This window comes from Massilia putida (assembly GCF_001941825.1).
GTDB classification, from domain to species: domain Bacteria; phylum Pseudomonadota; class Gammaproteobacteria; order Burkholderiales; family Burkholderiaceae_D; genus Telluria; species Telluria putida.
On sequence record NZ_CP019037.1, the window covers coordinates 35,395 to 49,989 of the forward strand.

13 protein-coding genes and 1 pseudogene are annotated in these 14,595 nt (G+C 66.5%); 12 read left to right on the top strand and 2 right to left on the bottom strand.

Annotated elements, in window-relative coordinates; all coding sequences use genetic code 11:
• Positions 1-2 precede the first annotated feature (2 nt).
• From BVG12_RS00580 to BVG12_RS00595, 4 genes are read left to right on the top strand one after another with little or no spacing between them, the layout of a single operon-like run.
• Entirely contained in the window at positions 3-752 is a 750-nt protein-coding gene (locus BVG12_RS00580) for an electron transfer flavoprotein subunit beta/FixA family protein (protein WP_075790684.1), read from the top strand.
• On the top strand, positions 753-1,706 hold the full coding sequence (locus BVG12_RS00585) for an electron transfer flavoprotein subunit alpha/FixB family protein (protein WP_075790685.1): 954 nt from the start codon (positions 753-755) through the stop codon (positions 1,704-1,706).
• Between the two features lie 12 nt (positions 1,707-1,718).
• Positions 1,719-2,618 carry an acyl-CoA thioesterase gene (locus BVG12_RS00590; RefSeq protein WP_083684292.1) on the top strand — a complete coding sequence of 300 codons (900 nt, stop codon included), beginning with the start codon at positions 1,719-1,721 and terminating at the stop codon, positions 2,616-2,618.
• A gap of 13 nt (positions 2,619-2,631) precedes the next feature.
• Complete coding sequence (locus BVG12_RS00595; protein WP_075790686.1) at positions 2,632-3,180, top strand: glutathione peroxidase; 549 nt, start codon at positions 2,632-2,634, stop codon at positions 3,178-3,180.
• 48 nt (positions 3,181-3,228) lie between these two features.
• On the opposite strand, the gene BVG12_RS00600 is transcribed toward BVG12_RS00595, so the two are convergent.
• A complete protein-coding gene (locus BVG12_RS00600; RefSeq protein WP_075790687.1) occupies positions 3,229-5,250 on the bottom strand; it encodes an oxidoreductase in 2,022 nt (673 codons plus the stop codon).
• Positions 5,251-5,399: 149 nt separating this feature from the next.
• Here BVG12_RS00600 and BVG12_RS00605 point away from each other — a divergent pair, with 149 nt between their 5' ends.
• From BVG12_RS00605 to BVG12_RS00630, 7 genes and pseudogenes are all read left to right on the top strand, one after another.
• A complete protein-coding gene (locus BVG12_RS00605) occupies positions 5,400-6,194 on the top strand; it encodes an SDR family NAD(P)-dependent oxidoreductase (RefSeq protein ID WP_075790688.1) in 795 nt (264 codons plus the stop codon).
• 100 nt (positions 6,195-6,294) lie between these two features.
• Positions 6,295-6,717, top strand: a complete 423-nt coding sequence (locus BVG12_RS00610) for a Zn-ribbon domain-containing OB-fold protein (RefSeq protein WP_075790689.1) — start codon at positions 6,295-6,297, stop codon at positions 6,715-6,717.
• Between the two features lie 65 nt (positions 6,718-6,782).
• A pseudogene (locus tag BVG12_RS35750) lies at positions 6,783-6,857 on the top strand (hypothetical protein); the annotation flags it as partial.
• A gap of 107 nt (positions 6,858-6,964) precedes the next feature.
• On the top strand, positions 6,965-7,828 hold the full coding sequence (locus BVG12_RS00615; protein ID WP_083684294.1) for an acyl-CoA dehydrogenase family protein: 864 nt from the start codon (positions 6,965-6,967) through the stop codon (positions 7,826-7,828).
• A gap of 16 nt (positions 7,829-7,844) precedes the next feature.
• Positions 7,845-9,065: an acyl-CoA dehydrogenase family protein gene (locus BVG12_RS00620; RefSeq protein ID WP_075790690.1), complete on the top strand. Its 1,221-nt coding sequence runs from the start codon at positions 7,845-7,847 to the stop codon at positions 9,063-9,065.
• Positions 9,066-9,074: 9 nt separating this feature from the next.
• Positions 9,075-10,280, top strand: coding sequence for an acyl-CoA dehydrogenase family protein (locus tag BVG12_RS00625; protein WP_075790691.1), 1,206 nt, complete (start codon positions 9,075-9,077; stop codon positions 10,278-10,280).
• 2 nt (positions 10,281-10,282) lie between these two features.
• Positions 10,283-11,428, top strand: coding sequence for an acyl-CoA dehydrogenase family protein (locus BVG12_RS00630; RefSeq protein ID WP_075790692.1), 1,146 nt, complete (start codon positions 10,283-10,285; stop codon positions 11,426-11,428).
• 58 nt (positions 11,429-11,486) lie between these two features.
• Here the strand turns inward: BVG12_RS00630 and BVG12_RS00635 are convergent, their stop codons facing one another.
• The gene (locus BVG12_RS00635; protein WP_075790693.1) at positions 11,487-12,311 is read right to left on the bottom strand and encodes a TetR/AcrR family transcriptional regulator; all 825 of its coding nucleotides are present in this window, start codon (positions 12,309-12,311) and stop codon (positions 11,487-11,489) included.
• A gap of 567 nt (positions 12,312-12,878) precedes the next feature.
• On the opposite strand from BVG12_RS00635, the gene BVG12_RS00640 reads away from it, so the two are divergent.
• Positions 12,879-14,531, top strand: a complete 1,653-nt coding sequence (locus BVG12_RS00640) for a DUF1302 domain-containing protein (RefSeq protein WP_075790694.1) — start codon at positions 12,879-12,881, stop codon at positions 14,529-14,531.
• Positions 14,532-14,595: the final 64 nt, after the last annotated feature.

Genomic DNA, 14,595 nt, shown 5'->3' on the forward strand with positions numbered 1-14,595 from the left:
ACATGAAAGCGTTAGTGGCAGTCAAACGGGTGGTCGACTACAACGTCAAGGTGCGTGTGCGCAGCGACGGCGGTGGCGTCGATACGGCCAATGTGAAGATGTCGATGAATCCGTTCGACGAGATCGCGGTGGAACAGGCCGTGCAGTTGAAGGAGGCTGGCGTGTTGCAGGAGGTCGTGGCCGTATCGGCCGGCCCCGCGCTCTGCCAGGAAACGTTGCGCACCGCGCTGGCACTCGGCGCGGACCGCGCGATCCTGATCCAGGAGGACGGGGAACTGCAGCCGCTGGCGGTCGCCAAGCTGCTGCATGCGCTGGCCCGGCGGGAAGCGCCGCAACTGGTCATTCTCGGCAAGCAGGCGATCGACGACGATGCCAACCAGGTCGGTCAGATGTTCGCCGCGCTGGCGGACTGGGGCCAGGCCACCTTCGCGTCGACCCTGGCGGTCGATGCGGGGCGCGCCACCGTGACGCGCGAGGTCGACGGTGGGCTGGAAGTTGTCGAGCTTGCGCTCCCCGCAGTGGTGACGACGGACCTGCGCCTGAACACGCCGCGTTACGTCACGCTGCCCAACATCATGAAAGCCAAGAAAAAGCCGCTCGAGGTGCTGGGCGCGGCCGACTTGAACGTGGACGTCGCGCCCCGGCTGGAAGTGCTGAAGGTGAGCGCACCCGCCGAGCGCAAGGCCGGCATCGTGGTCGCCGATGCGGCCGTGCTGATCGATAAACTCAAGAACGAAGCGAAGGTGATCTGAATGGTCGCATTAGTCATTGCAGAACATGATAACGTGGCGTTGAAGCCGGCCACGCTGCACGCGGTGACGGCCGCGCGCGCGTGCGCGGCCGAGGTGCACATCCTGGTGGCGGGGGAGGATTGCGCCGGTGTCGCCGCGCAGGCGGCGGCCGTGGACGGTGTGACGCGCGTCCTGCGCGCGGACGCGCCGCAATTGCGCGAAGGCCTGCCCGAGACGCTGGCGGCGCAAATCCTCGCGCTGGCGCGCGACTACAGCCATATCGTGGCGCCCGCCACCTCGGGAGGCAAGAGCACGCTGCCGCGCGTGGCGGCCAGGCTGGATGTGGCGCAAGTATCCGAAGTGACCGCCGTGCTCGCGCCCGACACGTTCGAGCGGCCCATCTACGCGGGGAATGCGCTGGCCGCGGTGCGCAGCCGCGATCCGATCAAGGTGCTGACCGTGCGCACGACCGGCTTCGCTGCGGCCGCGACGGGCGGCGCGACGGCGGACATCGTCGCGCTGCCCGCCGTCGCGGACGCCGGCAAATCGCGTCTGCTGTCGCGCACGCTGTCGGCCTCGGACCGCCCGGAACTGGCAGCGGCGAAGATCGTCGTGTCGGGCGGCCGTGGCCTGGGCAACGGGGACAACTTCCGTACGGTGCTCGAACCGCTGGCGGACCGGCTGGGCGCCGCGCTCGGCGCGTCGCGGGCGGCCGTGGATGCGGGATTCGTGCCGAACGATCTCCAGGTGGGCCAGACCGGCAAGGTCGTGGCGCCCCAGCTGTATATCGCGGTGGGCATTTCGGGCGCGATCCAGCACCTGGCGGGCATGAAGGATTCGCGCGTGATCGTGGCGATCAACAAGGATCCGGAGGCGCCGATTTTCCAGGTCGCCGACTACGGCCTCGTGGGTGACCTGTTCGACCAGGTGCCGCAGCTCGTCAGCCTGCTGGGAGGCGAGGCCCATGCGGGATGACATGGCGCACGCATGATGACGCCGCAACGGCAGGAAGCGCGCCCGCGCTGGGCCGGGCTGGACGTCGCCGAACTGCTGGCCCTGGCGGCCGGCGACGGCGTGTCCATGAGCCGGTTTAACGAGGACAACCGCAACGGCCGCGTGTTCGGCGGCCAGTTGCTTGGCCAATGCCTGCTTGCCGCGCAGGCATCGGTGCCGCCAGGCCGGCCGCCGACGGTGCTGCAGGCCTTGTTCGCGCACGGCGCGCGGGCCGACGAACCGATCTCCTACCGCGTCGATCCGCTTCAGGACGGCAAGCGGTTCTCGGGCCGGCGCGTGGAGGCCACGCAGGGCGGACGTATCGCCGTCAGCGCCCACGTGACCTTCCAGGAACCCGCCGGCGGCATTTCTCATGAACTGCCGCCACACCGCCCCGTGCCCCCTCCCGAACAATTGCTGTCGATGGATAATCTGCAGGCGGGCGGCGCGCTGGGGCTGGATGGTTTCGACTGGAGCTGGTTCCAGAAGCCATGCCTCGAGCTGCGTGTCGTCGATCCGGCCTCGCACCTGCCGGTACGCAACGCCGAACCGCTGGTCTCTTACTGGCTGCGCTTGCGCAAGGCATTGCCGGACAATGCGTCGCTGCACGCCGCGGCATTGGCCTACCTGAGCGATTACTGGATCAATACCGCCGCCATCACCCATCACGTCCCGGCCAGCCAGGTCGTCGCCAGCATGTATGTGGCAAGCCTCAACCATACGCTCTGGCTGCATCGCCCCTGCCGCGCCGACGACTGGCTGCTGTTCTCGACCGAGAGCCCCAGTACGCAAGGGGAGCGGGACCTGACCAAGGCCCGCATCTATGACCGCCACGGCATGCTGGTCGCGTCCGCGGCTCAGGAATGCCTGTTTGCACCACGTAACTCATCTTGATGAAAGCCAAGCCATGACGATTTATGACATTCCGTTTTCCACGTTGACGGGCGCGCCCGCCACGCTCGCCGCCTACAAGGGCAAGGTACTGTTGCTCGTCAACGTTGCCTCCCGCTGCGGACTCACGCCGCAATACGAGGCCCTCGAAAAGCTGTACGAATCCCGGCGCGAAGAAGGACTGGTCGTGATCGGTTTCCCGTCGAACGATTTCGGCGGCCAGGAGCCGGGCACCAGCGAGGAGATCGCACGATTTTGTACCGCCACCTTCGGCGTGCAATTTCCGATGGCGGACAAGATGCCGGTCACAGGGCCGCACCAGCATCCCTTGTACGCCCACCTGACGACGGCACAGCCGGTGGCGCTCGAACATAACCCTGGGGCCTTCGAGGAAAAACTTGCGGGTTATGGTCACCACCGGTCCCGGCCGCAGGATGTGCTGTGGAACTTCGAGAAGTTCCTCATCGCGCGCGACGGGGCGGTGGTGGCCCGTTTCAATCCGGATGTGAGGCCGGACGATGCTCTCGTCGTTGAGGCGATCACGCGGGAACTGGATAAACGGTGAAATAGCGCCCGGCATGCCCGGGCGTATCGTGATCTTCCGGCGCCGGGTTCAGCACGCCAATTGGCGTGATGGCGCCGCCGACGCGCATAACGCGACAATGGCGTCGTAGGCGTGATTGACTGCGTCGCCGATGCGCCCGCCCCGCAGCGCATCGCCGATGGCGACGACCGGGATGCCGTCCGCGATCAGCTGCGCCGTCATGGATGTGTCCGGCGTACGGCCCTGCGCGATCAGCACCAGGCTGGCGCGCAGCGCGGACGCCGTACCGTCCTCGGCGCGCAGCGTCACGTCGGCGCCGCCCCCGGCGTCCGCGATGGCAACGATGCTGGCGCGGTCGACGATGCGCAGGCGCGGATTGCAGGCCAGGCGCTGGCGCAGCACGGTACGGTACATCGGCTCCGCCGAACGCGCCAGCTGGCCGGCGGGGGAGCGCGATACCAGCACCACCTCATGGCCCCGCTCGCAAAGGAATTCGGCCGTCTCGCAGCCGGTCTCGCCGCCGCCATACACGATCACGGGCATGCCGGCCGACGCCGGCAGCATCGACAGGTCGCCCATCAGCACGTCGTACGCGTTGTGCACGACAGGCAGGTCGCCACCCTCGATCGGCATGGGCGTGGCCCGGCCGCCTGCCGCGATCACGACGATGGCGGGATGCCCGGCGGCGACCAGCGCCGGGCCGGCGCGCGTGCCCAGCACGACCTTGACGCCGCTGTCGCGCAGCCGCCGTTCGAGGTAGGTCAGGTACCACAGCAACTTTTCCTTGAAGGGGGGCGCCGCCGACGCGATCAGGCCGCCGCCCAGCTCGTCCCTGGCTTCGTATAGCTCGGTAGCGAATCCCGCCTGGTCCAGCATCAGCGCGGCCGCGATGCCGCCCGGGCCGCCGCCGACGACCACGGCGCGCCGGCCGCGCAGCGCACCGGCGTCCGGCAGCGGGTCCAGTTCGCGGCCCGTACGCGGGTTTTCGGCGCATCCGATCGTGCCGTTCTCGGCGCCATGCATCGTCACGCAGAAATTACAGGACGTGCAGGGACGGATGGCGGCGGGATCGCCGCGCATCGCCTTGGCTGGCCACGCCGGATCCGCGAGCAGCGTCCGGCCCAGCGCGATGAAATCGGCATCGCCATCGGCCACCGCGCGGTCGGCCATCTCGGGCCAGCGGATCTGGCCGACGCCGATCACCGGGATGGTGACCGCAGCGCGCAACCGGCGCGCGTAGGGCAGGCGCCAGCCTTCCGGTGTCGACATCGGCTCGATCACCTTGTCCAGTCCGGTCCAGCCGGTACCGATCGACACATGCAGCGCGTCGGCCCCGGCCGCCTGGAGTTTGGGCGCGATGCGTACCATGTCGTCGATGTTCAAGCCGAAGGGACTGAATTCGTCGGCCGACAGCCGGTAGATCAGGGGCCTGCTCCCCAACGCGCGCTTGACGCGCGCGATCACGCGCCGCGCGAACTGGAGACGCCGCTCCTCGTCGCCACCCCAGGCATCGGTGCGCCGGTTGCTCATCGGCGACAGGAACGATGTCAGAAGGTAGCCATGCGCACCGTGCAACTCCAGTGCATCGTAGCCGGCCTGCACGGCCAGTTCGGCCGTGCGGCCGAAGCATTCGACCAGGTGCTCGATCTCGTCGTGCGTGAGCGCGCGCGCGCTCAGCCGGGACGGATCCCTGCGCGAGGGGACATCGCTGGGCGCGACCGCCATCCCATCGGACAGCAGCGCGCGCACGGCGCCCTGGCCGCCGTGCTGCAACTGCAGGCACGCGGCCGCTCCCGCTTTCTTGATGGCTGCCACGAGCCGCTGATGACCATCGAGTTTCGCAACGCTATCCAGGATCAGCTGGCGGTGCTCGGAACGCCCCGTGGCCGGCTCGACGCAGCAGAATTCGACGACGATCATGCCGACGCCACCCTCGGCCCGGGCACGATAGAACGCGATCTGTTCCGGACTGACCGCGCCGCCGGGCCCGCTCAGGTTGGTCGACATCGGGGCCATGACGGTACGGTTGCGCACGACGAGATTTCCGATGCGTCCAGGCTGGAACAGGTTGGGGTAAGGCCGATCTTGCATCGGTTGCCTCTCAGGTTGGGCGGCGCCAGCGTTGACAGCGCCGGGAATCGGGTGGATGATAAATGACGATGTATCAGTTTTATACAAAATCCGCGGTGCGTCAAGACCAACCGGCCCTGGCATCGCTATTCCAGTCAGCAGGAGACAAGATGCGTACAAGGTTCGAAGGCAGGGTGGCCCTGGTCACGGGCGCGGGGCGTGGGATGGGGCAGGCGATCGCGGAGGCATTCGCGGCCGAAGGCGCTGCGGTGGTCGTCGCCGCGCGGACAAGCGCGAGCGGCGCCGCTGTCGTTGCGGGCATCCGCGCACGCGGCGGCACCGCGGCCGCGGTCGGCGGCGACATCACGGACCGCGCCGCCGTGAAAACCATGGTCGAGTCGGCATCGCAAGCCTACGGCCGGCTGGACATCGTGGTGCATTGCGCGGCGGATAACGGTCACGGTATGGTCGAACAGATGGCCGACGAGGCTTACGATTACCTCGTGCGCAGCAACATCCAGGCACCGTTCTGGATCGCGAAAGATACGTTGCCTCTGCTGTCCGGGGCGCCGGCGCGCGGGCGGCTGATCTTCATCTCCTCCGCCACCGCCAACCGCAATTATCTGCCGGGTCTGATTCCCTACGTGTCGTCGAAGGCCTACCTGAATTCGTTCGCGCGCGGCCTTGCCGTCGAGGCCGGGCCGCGCAATGTGCTGGTCAACGTGGTCGAGCCCGGGTTGACGGCGACAGGGCGCCTGATGGACCGGCTCACGGAAGACCAGGTGGCCACGATCGCGGCCGGTTTCCCGGTGCCGCGGGTAGGGCGCCCAACGGATGTGGCGCAGGCGGTACTGTTCCTGGCATCCGACGACGCGTCCTACATCACGGGTGCAAGCCTGCTGGTGGACGGCGGGGTCAGCCTGGTACCGCTGACGGGGATGCCCGCATCGATGACCGGGTCATGAACCAAAAAATGCTGTGCAGCGCGAAATCGCACATGCTATTATAAAACTGACGGTTTAACAGTTTTTGGAATTTTCCCCGTGATTCGAGCCGAGTGACCCTATGAGTTCTTTACGACCATTACCGCAACTGAACGAGCTGAACCGGCCGTTCTGGACCGGCGGCGCCGACGGACGGTTGCGCATGCAGCGTTGTCAGGATTGCCGTCATTGGCAGCACCCGGCGGGCGTGTGCTGCCCCGAATGTCTCGGCCGCACGCTGCGCTTCGAAACGCTGTCCGGCCTGGCGACAGTCGAGGCCTTCACATTGAACTACCAACCCTGGTTTCCCGGCCTCGACGTGCCGTATGTGATCGCGATCGTCAGCCTGGACGAGCAGAAAGGGGTGAACCTCACCACGAACATCGTCGGTGTCCGTCCGGACCAGGTATATATCGGCCAGCGCGTGCGCGTGCTGTTCGAAGCGGTGGAAGACGTTTACCTGCCGCTGTTCACGCCCATCGACACCGGAGGAACGGCATCATGAGTATCGACTACGCCGGCGAACATGCGATGGTGCGCGACGAGGCGCGCCGCTTCCTGGACGACGCCATGACGGACGAGCACCTGAAGGGCCTGCTGGAGCAGCCGGGCAGCTTCGACCGGGGCACGTGGGACAGCGTGGTCGAGCTCGGCTGGTCCGCCGTCGCCGCGGCGGAAGCGGACGGCGGCCTGGATCTGGGCTGGGGGGGCTCTGCGTTCTCACCGAGGAGACCGGCCGCAAGACCGCATCGTTGCCGCTCGCGGGGACGGCGGCGGTGGCGCAACTGGTGCTGGAGAAGGGAACCAACGACGCGTTGCGCGCGATCGCGGCCGCACTCGTGTCCGGCGAGCAGCATGCCTGCCTCGCGCTGGCGCAACGGGGCGGACCGGGGCCGGCATTCCGGCCGGACTGCCGGATCGAACAGGGCCTGCTGCACGGGACGGTACCGATGACGCCGTTTGGCGCGAGCGCCGACCTGGCATTGGTGCCCGCGCTGCAGGACGGTGGTTTTCGCCTGTCGCTGGTCGCGCTCGGCCAGGACACCGTGCAGCGCCAGCTGCATCCGGCCATCGACAACAGCCGGGCCGCGGCCGCCTTACGCTTCGACGGCGCCCGGTACATCGAGGTGGCGCGCGACGACGCGGCGCGCGAGGCGCTCTGGCGCACGCTTGGCCTGGCGGCGCTGGCGGGTGCGTTCGAACAGATCGGCGGAGCCGCATCCTGCCTGGAGATGGCGTGTTCCTATGCACTGGAACGCAAGGCTTTTGGCCAGCAGATCGGACGCTTCCAGGCCATCAAGGGCAAGCTTGCGGACATGTATATCCGCATCGAACTGGCGCGTGGCTGCGCACTGGATGCCCTCGCGGCGCTCGAGCAGGGTGACGCGGCATGGCATGGCCTGGCCGCCGCAGCCCGGATTGCCGCCACGGACGCCTATGACGTGGCGGCGCGCGAGAACATCCAGACGCACGGCGCCATCGGGGTGACGTGGGAGGCAATGCCGCATCATCATTACCGCCGCGCCCGCGCGCTGGCCGTGGAGCTGGGCAGCGCGGTGGTCTGGCGCGAGCGCCTGCTCGCCACGTGCGGGCTGGATCTCGGCCTGGCGGCCTGACTATGGAGACATCATCATGAGCGAAATCGACAGCCGGCCCGCCGCCGCGGACCTGGAGGCCTACCGTGCCGACGCCGTCGCATGGCTTGCGGCAAACGCGCCGGATTATTCGGGCGCCGCGCGCGCCGGCCTGACCGTCGCCCAGGATATCGACCTCGGGCGGGCATGGCAGAGACTGAAGGCGGACGCCGGCTATGCCGGCATCACGTTGCCGGTGCGTTACGGCGGTGCCGGCCGCAGCGAGCTGGAAAAAATCATCTTCTGCGAAGAAGAAATGCGCTACGACCTGCCGGTACTCTATTTCGGCGTCAGCCTCGGCAACCCGGTGCCCATCATGCTGCGTCACGCGCGCGAGGAGGACAGGGCGAGGCTGGGGCCGCCCGCGATCCGTGGCGAGCAGATATGGTGCCAGCTGTTTTCCGAGCCGTCCGCTGGAACCGACCTGGCCGCCCTGCGCCTGAAAGCCGAACGTCGCGGCGACGGCTGGCTGCTGAACGGCCAGAAGGTCTGGACCAGCTGGGCCCAGATAGCGGACTGGGGCGTGCTGATCGCGCGTACCGATCCCACGCTGCCCAAGCATGCCGGTCTCACGTATTTTTATGTCGACATGAAGTCGCCCGGCATCACGGTGCGTCCCATCCGGCGCCTGGTGGACGACCCGGACCTGAACGAAGTGTTTTTCGACGACGTCTACATCCCCGATACGCAGCGCCTTGGCGCCGTCGGCGAGGGCTTCAAGGTCGCGATCGAAACGTTGATGATCGAGCGCTATGCCGTGACGGACGATTCCGGCTACGGGCCGCCGCTCGAAGCCTTCCTGTCGCTGGCACGCGAGTCCACGATCAACGACCGTCCCGCATTGGAAGACGGCGAAATACGCGCCCTGGTGGCGCAAGTGTTTATCGAGCGCCAGGGACTGCGCTCGATCCACCGGCGTGCAATCGCGGAGCTGGCGGCGGGACGCGCACCCGGCCCGGAAGGCGCGATCCGCAAACTGCTGCTGGGCCGGACCCGCCAACGCCTGGGCGCGGCCGCGATCGATCTGCTGGGTGCGGATGGCGTGCGCATGGCGCCGGACGCGTCCCAGTTGCGTGACTTCGCGCGCTCGTGGATGGACCCCAGCCTGCGCATCGCCGGCGGTACCGACGAGGTGCTGATCAATACCCTGGCCGAGCGCGTGCTGGGCCTGCCGCAGGATTTCAGGCCCGACAAGGGACTGCCATTCAATCAGAGCTGAGGTCATAGAATGAATTTTGAGATCGAACCGGCCGACCAGGCCTTCCGCGAGGAAGTCCGCGCGTTCCTGCGCGAGCACCTGCCGCCCGAGATGGCCGAGCGCACCCGGCGCGGCTTCCATTTCGTGCGGGAAGACCAGGTGGCCTGGACGAGAATCCTGAACAAACGCGGATGGTCGGGCCAGAACTGGCCCCGGGAATGGGGCGGCACGGGGTGGTCGCCGGTGCGCCAGTTGATCTTCGACGAGGAGTGCTTCATGGCCGGCGCGCCGGCGATCGATACGTCGGGCTTCAAGATGATCGGTCCGATCATCATGACGTACGGCAGCGAAGCGCTGAAGCGGGAGTTCGGACCGCGCATCCTGAATGCCGATGTGTTCTGGGGCCAGGGATTCTCCGAGCCGAACGCCGGGTCCGACCTAGCGTCGCTCGGCACCACGGCGGTCAGGGACGGCGACGACTACGTCATCAATGGCCGCAAGATCTGGACGTCGTACGTCGAACAGGCCGACATGATCTTCATGCTGGTGAAGACGGATCCGGCGGCAAGGCAGCGGGGCATCTCGATGCTCCTCGTCGACAAGAACGCGCCCGGCATCACGATCCGGCCCATCATCGACATCGGCGAGAGCCATAGCCTGAACGAGGTGTTCTTCGACGATGTCCGCACGCCCGCCACGCTGCTGGTCGGCGAGGAGGGCAAGGGATGGACATATGCCAAGTCGCTGCTGGAACTGGAGCGCGCGTTCAGCGGCGAATGGCCGCGCAACAAGCGCAACCTGGAACAGTTGCGTGCGATGGCTTGCCGCGAACGTGCAGGTGGCGGGCGGCTGATCGACAGCCCCGGTTTCGCCGAACGGCTGGCGGCACTGGAGGTCGAATTGCAGGGGCTCGAATGGCTGACCCTGCGCGCCCTATATGAAAAGGGTAGCAACGGCGGCCTGCCGGTCGGTTCGCTGTTGAAGATCCGCGGTTCGGAGCTGCTGCAGCGGATCGGCGAGATGCAGGTCGAGGCACTCGGCGATCATGCGATGTACTTTTATGCCGACCCATGCCATGCCGCGCCGGAAGGCGCGTTGCCGGCGGGGCCGGTGCTCGGCCCCGAATACGCGCCGGGCGTGGTCACCGACTACATGTACCGACGCGCCACCACGATCTACGGCGGTGCCAACGAGGTACAGCGGACCATCGTCGCCCGCACCTATCTGGAGCTTTGAGCATGCAATTCGAGCTGAATGAAGAACAGCAGATGTTGAAGGACAGCGCGCGCCGCTTTCTCGAGGAAACCTGCGCATTCGATGCGCGCGCGCCCCTGGTGGCGCAGGGCAGTTTCGATGCCGCGCGCTGGAGCGTGTACGCCGAACTGGGCTGGCTTGCCATGTCGCTCCCGGAGGCGTCCGGCGGCCTGGGCGGTTCCGCGATCGAGACGGCGATCCTGATGGAAGAGATGGGACGCGTCTTGTGCGTCGAGCCGTTCTGGGCCGTCGCAGTCCTGGCCGCGCAGACGATCGCGGCGTCCGGCGACGAGCGCCAGAAGCAGGCGCTGCTGCCAGCCCTGGCCGAAGGCAGGGCCAGGCCCGTGCTGGCCCATGGCGAAGTGGAGGCGCGTGGCGACCTGTCCCATGTGGAAACGGTCGCGTCCCCGGCCGGCCCCGGACGCTGGCGCATCAACGGGCGCAAGTCGCTCGTCGTGGGCGGCAACGCGGCCGATCGCTTCATCGTCTCCGCGCGCACGGCCGGCACCGCCGCGGAACGGCATGGGATCACGCTGTTCATCGTGGCGCGCGACGCGCCGGGTCTCGACGTCCGGGAGCTCAGGCTCATCGACAACCGCTGGTGCGCGGATCTCGTGCTCGACGACGTCGAGGTGGCAACGGCGGACCTGCTGGGCGAACCCGGCGCCGCGTGGCGGGCGCTCGACGCCGGTCATGCCCACGCCATGGCCGCCCTCTGTGCGGAGGCGCTTGGCGTGATGGAACAGGCCTTGTGGATCACCCGTGACTACCTGAAGATGCGCAAGCAGTTCGGTGTGACCTTGAATACGTTCCAGTCCCTGCAACATCGGATGAGCGACATGCTGCTGGAACTGGAGCTGTCGCGGGGCATGGTGTGCCGGGCGCTGGCGGCGATGGACGCCGCGCCGGACGAGCGCGCCCAGGCCCTGTCGGCGGCCAAGGTCCATGTCGGACGCAGCGGCAAGTTCATCTGCGCCCAGGCGATCCAGCTGCACGGCGGCATCGGTGTCACGGAAGAATATGTGATCGGTCACTATTTCAAGCGCATGACGGCCATCGAATATGCACTGGGGAGTTCACATGCGCACCTCGTGCGACTGGCACGGGCGGAGCGCGAACGGTTGGCCTGACCGGCGTGTCTTCCTCGCCAGTCGGCGCCGTCCCGCCCAGGGGCGCCTGATGTCCCGATCAGGCGGCCTTGCGTTGCCTGGTCGCGGGCTTCGCAGGCTTGGCTGCATTGCTGGCCGCCGACTTGGCGGCCTTTGCGATGCTAGCCGCCTTTTTTTTTGCCGATTTCGCCGCGACCGACGGGGGCATGACTTCCTTCGCTGCCCGGTCGGTATTCGCCACCGGCGGGCTGACCTCATGCGGCCCCGCTCCGCCGCGTATCGTCATCGCGACGATGCGCGCCATGTTGGCATTGATCCGCTTCGCGCCCAGGCCCGCGGCCATGACCTCCGGATCCGTAGCGGCCATATGTTCCATCGCGCCATGCAGGATCGACGCTTCGGCATACGCGTCCGCACGTTTTCGGCCCCCGGGCACGGCAGGATTGATCGACAGGATGCGCTCGGCGAAGCGTTCGATAAAGGGAAGGAAGGTATTCATCCGCAACTCGGCGAAACGCGGATCGCCCCGCGTCGCTTCGAGGTTTCGGTAGCGCAACACCGCGCGATGCTTGTTCCAGACCTCGTTCAGGGCGTCGATCACATTTGCCGCATGCTGCTCGAGATTGTCGCGCGACCAGGCCTGGTCGAAGATGGCGTGCACCGCGGCCATGTCCTCGCCGGCGACCTCGCTCAGGGCGAACAGGATGTCCTTGGTGTCGTCGAAATACATGTAGAAGGTAGCCGGCGAGATATTGGCTTCCGCCGCGATGCCGACGGCCGTCAGTTCCAGCGGCGAATTGGTCAGTAGCAAGCGCCGGGTCGCGTCCATCAGCCGCGCGCGCGTCTCCTGGCCTTTGCGGCCTAGGATCTGTCCTTGTTTGTTCAGTTGTACTGCTGCACTCATGGTGGAATCCGGAGGGTGGTGTGAAAGGATCGTATCAGAGTCTCGCCATCGGATCGATGGAACTGACAGCTGTTATTCAAGTTATAACTCATGGAACCGGGCATGGCAAGGGCATGCGCGAAGCACTTTCGCCATGATAGCAAATAACCGTTAACGTGTTAGTTATACCCCGTGCGCGGAAAGCTCGACGGCGCAGCATGCGCCCGTCGGGTCGGCTCCCGCACGCACATGCCGCACTTCTCCACCCGCTTGCGCCTCGCCCCGGCAGAACGCCTGGCGCCGCTTCCCAAGCATGTAAAAAAAGACTGGCGGCCATGCGAAAAATGGATTTGACGCGCGATTTGCGCATGGCTATTCTGCTAAAGCTGATGATTAGTCAGTTTTATCAAGGCCCGCCAGGGTTTGGAAGCGGCACCTGTTGACGCTGTTGAAGTTTTGTGGCTTACTGCATAAAACTGACGATCCATCAGGAATCCGGCGACCAGGCGGGACGACATGAAGCAAGTTGAGCCGACAGGCCGGCAACGGCATCCGTCAGTCACTACTATAAGAACAGGAGACGCAGCAATGAGCAAACAAGTCTTGGTCCGCCTGGCGCGGTCGCGCGTGCCGGCCGCAATTTCGCTGGTATTCGCTGGAACATGTGGAGTGGCACACGCCGCATCGTTCGATACCGGCAATCCGAAGCTCGAGATCCGCTGGGATAACACGATTCGCTACAACGGCGGCTGGCGCATGGAAAAGGTGAATCCGGCGTTCTACGGAAGCGCCGCCAACGACGAGACGGAAGGCCGCTTCAAGCGCGGCGACATGATGCTGAACCGGGTCGACCTGCTGTCGGAACTGGACGTCGTCTGGGACGGCAATTTCGGCGGGCGTGTCAGCGCAACCGGTTGGGCCGATGGTGCGTATTCCAGCCACTCGGAGCGCAATCCCGCGCTGACCTCGGCCGGCAATTATCAAAACGATCGCTACAACAGCTATGCCAAGCGCTACATCGTCGGCCCTTCCGGCGAGATCCTGGACGCCTTCGTCTTCGGTCGCCTGGACCTCGGCGCGACGACGCTGAACCTGAAGCTGGGCCAGCACAACGTGTACTGGGGCGAGTCGTCATACTCAGTCGGTAACAGCATCGCCTATTCGCAGGGGGCGGTGGATAGTATCAAGGCCGCGACGAGCCCGGGCGCCGAGGCCAAGGAACTGTACTTGCCGCGCCGCCAGCTGTCCGCACAAATGACGGTCAACGACGAACTGTCGATCGGCGCCCAATACGCCTTCTCCTGGTCGCCGTTCCGGCTCGTGCCCGGCGGTACCTATTTCGCCACCGGCGATGCCACCCGCTCCGATTTCGCCGCGCCGGGCGTCGCCAATGGTCCGGACCTGCGTCCCGGGAACAGCGGCGACTATGGCGTGATGTTGCGCTACAGCCCGGCGGTGCTGGGCGGCACGGTTGGTCTGTATTACCGCAAGTTCGACGAGAAGCTGCCGTGGGCCTTCACCCAATTGGCGCCGACGCGGCAAGTGCGCTTCAACTTCGCCCGCGACACCGAACTGCTCGGCATCAGCCTGGCCAGGACGCTCGGCAGCGTCAGCGTCGGCTCCGAACTGTCGGTGCGCAAGAATACTGCCCTGAACTCCACGACGACGGTGGTGACGCCGACCAATGGCGTCGGCCCGAGCTACGAGGCCGTCGAAGGCGCGCGCGGCGACACGCTCCATGGCCTGGTCAACGGTTCCTGGCTGTTGCCGAGGACCGCGCTGTGGCAAGGCGGTGCGCTGGCGGGTGAAATCAATTTCAGCCACCTGATGCGGGTGACGAAAAACCCCGGCCGCTTCAACGGCGAAGGCTATGCCTGCCCGGCGGGACGCGACCGGTCCGACGGCTGCTCGACCAAGAACGCGGTCGGCACGAACATTACGTTCTCGCCGTCCTGGCCGCAGGCGTTCGCGGGCTGGGACGTGTCCATGCCAACGTCGCTGGCCTATCAGATCTACGGCAACGGCGCCGCTCTGGGCGGCGGTAACGAAGACGCGATGACGTGGTCGCTGGGTCTGGCAGCCACGCTGTATTCGCGCTACGACTTCGCCATCAAGTACGTGGACGGCAAGGCGCGCTACAAGACCAATCCGGCCACGGGACTGGTCAGCACCACCAACGGGTCCGGCGCCATCCAGAGCGACCATGGCTGGCTGTCCGTCACTTTCAAGACGACGTTCTGATCTGGAACAGCAGCGGGCCGCCGGCGCCGTGGCGATCCGGCGGTTGAAGTCATAACAGGAGACA

Excerpts from the sequence above, each read along its gene's own strand:
- BVG12_RS00635 (WP_075790693.1), bottom strand. The coding sequence starts at position 12,311 with ATGAGTGCAGCAGTACAACTGAACAAACAAGGACAGATCCTAGGCCGC.
- BVG12_RS00585 (WP_075790685.1), top strand. The coding sequence starts at position 753 with ATGGTCGCATTAGTCATTGCAGAACATGATAACGTGGCGTTGAAGCCG.
- BVG12_RS00610 (WP_075790689.1), top strand. The coding sequence starts at position 6,295 with ATGAGTTCTTTACGACCATTACCGCAACTGAACGAGCTGAACCGGCCG.
- BVG12_RS00590 (WP_083684292.1), top strand. The coding sequence starts at position 1,719 with ATGATGACGCCGCAACGGCAGGAAGCGCGCCCGCGCTGGGCCGGGCTG.
- BVG12_RS00580 (WP_075790684.1), top strand. The coding sequence starts at position 3 with ATGAAAGCGTTAGTGGCAGTCAAACGGGTGGTCGACTACAACGTCAAG.
- BVG12_RS00640 (WP_075790694.1), top strand. The coding sequence starts at position 12,879 with ATGAGCAAACAAGTCTTGGTCCGCCTGGCGCGGTCGCGCGTGCCGGCC.
- BVG12_RS00620 (WP_075790690.1), top strand. The coding sequence starts at position 7,845 with ATGAGCGAAATCGACAGCCGGCCCGCCGCCGCGGACCTGGAGGCCTAC.
- BVG12_RS00605 (WP_075790688.1), top strand. The coding sequence starts at position 5,400 with ATGCGTACAAGGTTCGAAGGCAGGGTGGCCCTGGTCACGGGCGCGGGG.
- BVG12_RS00625 (WP_075790691.1), top strand. The coding sequence starts at position 9,075 with ATGAATTTTGAGATCGAACCGGCCGACCAGGCCTTCCGCGAGGAAGTC.
- BVG12_RS00600 (WP_075790687.1), bottom strand. The coding sequence starts at position 5,250 with ATGCAAGATCGGCCTTACCCCAACCTGTTCCAGCCTGGACGCATCGGA.
- BVG12_RS00630 (WP_075790692.1), top strand. The coding sequence starts at position 10,283 with ATGCAATTCGAGCTGAATGAAGAACAGCAGATGTTGAAGGACAGCGCG.
- BVG12_RS00595 (WP_075790686.1), top strand. The coding sequence starts at position 2,632 with ATGACGATTTATGACATTCCGTTTTCCACGTTGACGGGCGCGCCCGCC.